This window comes from Mycolicibacterium komossense, assembly GCF_025822605.1.
In the GTDB taxonomy this organism is placed as follows: Bacteria; Actinomycetota; Actinomycetes; order Mycobacteriales; family Mycobacteriaceae; genus Mycobacterium; species Mycobacterium komossense.
In genome coordinates, this window is record NZ_JACKTY010000048.1 from 93,061 (window position 1) to 96,209 (window position 3,149).

A 3,149-nucleotide genomic window follows, 5' to 3' on the forward strand; every position below is an offset into this window, starting at 1 on the left:
ACAGCACCGATGTGAGCTGTCGGGTCACTGTCGATGACGTGGTCAAAGACGAACGATCCTCTTCCGGCGTGACCGCCCAGACCTTCTGCTTGGTGAAATCAGCATGAGCACACCCAATGAGCCGATCACAGACGCGATTCCGACCGCGCGGCACAGCGCGCCAAAGACGAATCATCACGGCGGTATCGCGATGTGGATCCGGCGCCTGGCGATCCCGATCATCCTGGCCTGGATCGTCATCATCGCCCTACTGAATGTCGTCGTGCCGCAGCTCGAAGTGGTCGGGCAGATGCGCTCGGTCTCGATGAGCCCGGAAGATGCCCCGTCGACGATCGCGATGAAGGAAGTCGGGCACGTCTTCGACGAGTTCAAGTCGAACAGTTCGGTGATGGTGGTGCTCGAGGGCGAGCAGCCCCTGGGCGACGCGGCCCACCAGTACTACGACGGCCTCGTCCAGAAGCTCGAAGCCGACACCAAACACGTCGAGCATGTGCAGGACTTCTGGGGCGACACCCTGACCGCATCCGGGGCGCAGAGCCCGGACGGCAAGGCCTCCTACGTTCAGGTGTACCTGGCCGGTAACCAGGGCGAGGCGCTCGCCAATGAGTCCGTCGAGGCTGTCCAGAAGATCGTCGAAGAGGACCAGCCGCCGGCCGGGCTCAAGGCGTATGTGACCGGTCCGGCCGCGATGTCGGCGGACCAGCAGCTGGCCGGTGACCGCAGCATGCGGATGATCGAGGCCCTGACCTTCACGGTGATCATTGTCATGCTGCTGTTGGTGTACCGGTCTATCGTCACGGTGCTCATCGTGCTGGCCATGGTGGTGCTCGAGCTGGCCTCCGCCCGAGGCATCGTCGCTTTCCTGGGCTTCCACAACATCATTGGGCTCTCGACCTTCGCCACCAACCTCCTGGTGACGTTGGCGATCGCCGCGGCGACGGACTACGCCATCTTCCTGATAGGTCGATATCAAGAAGCTCGTGGCAACGGTGAGGACAAAGAGACCGCGTACTACACGATGTTTCACGGCACGGCGCACGTCGTCCTTGGCTCCGGCCTGACGATCGCCGGCGCCACCCTCTGCCTGCACTTCACCAACCTGCCGTACTTCCAGACCCTGGGCATTCCACTGGCCATCGGCATGGTCACCGTGGTGCTGGTGGCGCTCACGCTGGGCCCGGCCATCGTCACCATTGCGGGCCGCTTCGGATTGCTCGAACCCAAGCGGGCCATGAAGACCCGCGGCTGGCGCAAACGTTGGCCCGGGCCTATCCTGGTTGCGACGATCGCGCTGGCTCTGGTCGGGCTGCTGACCCTGCCCGGCTACCGGACCAACTACAACGACCGCAACTACCTGCCGAAGGATCTGCCCGCCCAGCAGGGATACCAGGCCGCGGACCGGCATTTCTCGCCGGCCCGGATGAATCCGGAACTGCTGCTGATCGAGACCGATCACGATCTCCGCAACTCGGCGGACTTCCTGGTGATCGACAAGATCGCCAAGGCAGTGTTCAAAGTGCCGGGAATCTCACGCGTGCAGGCGATTACGCGTCCGCAGGGCACGCCGATCGAGCACACGTCGATCCCATGCAGAGCACGACGCAGAAGATGAACGAGAAGTACAACCAGGACATGACGGCCAACATGCTCAAACAGGCCGATGACATGCAGAACACCATCGACACCATGACCAAGATGTCCTCGTTGACGGCGCAGATGGCCGATGTCACGCACAACATGGTCGCCCAGATGAAAGGCATGGTCGTCGACATCCAGCAGTTGCGTGACAACATCGCCAACTTCGACGACTTCTTCCGGCCACTGCGGAACTACTTCTATTGGGAACCACACTGTTTCAACATCCCGGTGTGTTACTCGATCCGTTCGGTCTTCGACACCCTTGACGGTATCGACGTCATGACCGACGACATCCAGGCGTTGATGCCGCAGATGGAGAAGCTCGATGTGTTGATGCCGCAGATGGTGGCCTTGATGCCCGGGATGATCGACACGATGAAGAGCATGAAGACGATGATGCTCACGATGTATGCCACCCAGAAGGGCATGCAGGATCAGCAGACCGCGGGGTCGGAGAACGCCACCGCCATGGGCCAGGCGTTCGATGCGGCCCAGAACGACGACTCCTTCTACCTGCCGCCGGAGACGTTCGACAACCCCGACTTCAAACGCGGCATCAAGCAGTTCATCTCACCCGACGGCAAGGCAGTGCGGTTCATCATCAGCCACGACGGTGATCCGATGACGCCGGAGGGCATCGCCCATATCGACGCGATCAAGAAAGCGGCGAAGGAAGCGATCAAGGGCACCCCGCTGGAAGGGTCGAAGATCTTCCTCGGCGGCACCGCGGCCACGTTCAAGGACATGCATGACGGGGCCAACTACGACCTGCTGATCGCCGGAATCGCCTCGCTGTGCCTGATTTTCATCATCATGCTGATCATCACCAGAAGCGTGGTTGCCTCGGCGGTGATCGTGGGCACGGTGGTGTTGTCGCTGGGCGCGTCGTTCGGGTTGTCGGTACTGATCTGGCAGCACATCGTCGGTATCGAGCTGCACTGGATGGTGCTACCGATGGCGGTGATCATCCTGTTGGCCGTCGGTGCGGACTACAACCTGCTACTGGTCTCGCGGTTCAAGGAGGAGATTCACGCCGGCCTCAACACCGGGATAATCCGCTCGATGGGCGGCACCGGTTCGGTCGTGACCTCTGCTGGTCTGGTGTTCGCGTTCACCATGATGTCCATGGCGGTCAGTGAGCTCACCGTCATCGGTCAGGTCGGCACCACCATCGGTCTTGGCCTACTGTTCGACACCCTGGTCATCCGATCCTTCATGACACCGGCCATCGCTGCGATGATGGGCAAGTGGTTCTGGTGGCCGCAGCGCGTGCGGCAGCGGCCCGTTGCCGAACCGTGGCCCTCGGTGCCACCGAAAGAGGAGGTGCACGCGTGATCGGGAAAATCTCCGCACGGCGGTCGATCACGTTGGTGGCCTTGGTATCTGCGATGTTGGCCGCCGCCGTGCCGGTGGCTGCGCAGGCTGATCCTGATACGGATTTCGCCAATGATCTGCACAGCTTCGGGATTTACGGTCCGCGTGACTACAACGCCTGGATCGGCAAGATCGCC

Annotated in this window: 1 protein-coding gene and 2 pseudogenes; all 3 read left to right on the forward strand. The window is 61.7% G+C overall.

All coding sequences use genetic code 11. From position 1 onward, the window contains the following. The coding region (locus H7J73_RS29105) for an MmpS family transport accessory protein (RefSeq protein WP_264071299.1) at positions 1-107 on the forward strand (107 nt) is incomplete at its 5' end. Then, positions 104-2,973: pseudogene (locus tag H7J73_RS29110) on the forward strand (MMPL/RND family transporter). The gene H7J73_RS29105 and the pseudogene H7J73_RS29110, both read left to right, overlap by 4 nt. A gap of 53 nt (positions 2,974-3,026) precedes the next feature. Beyond that, positions 3,027-3,149: pseudogene (locus tag H7J73_RS29115) on the forward strand (DUF732 domain-containing protein); the annotation flags it as partial.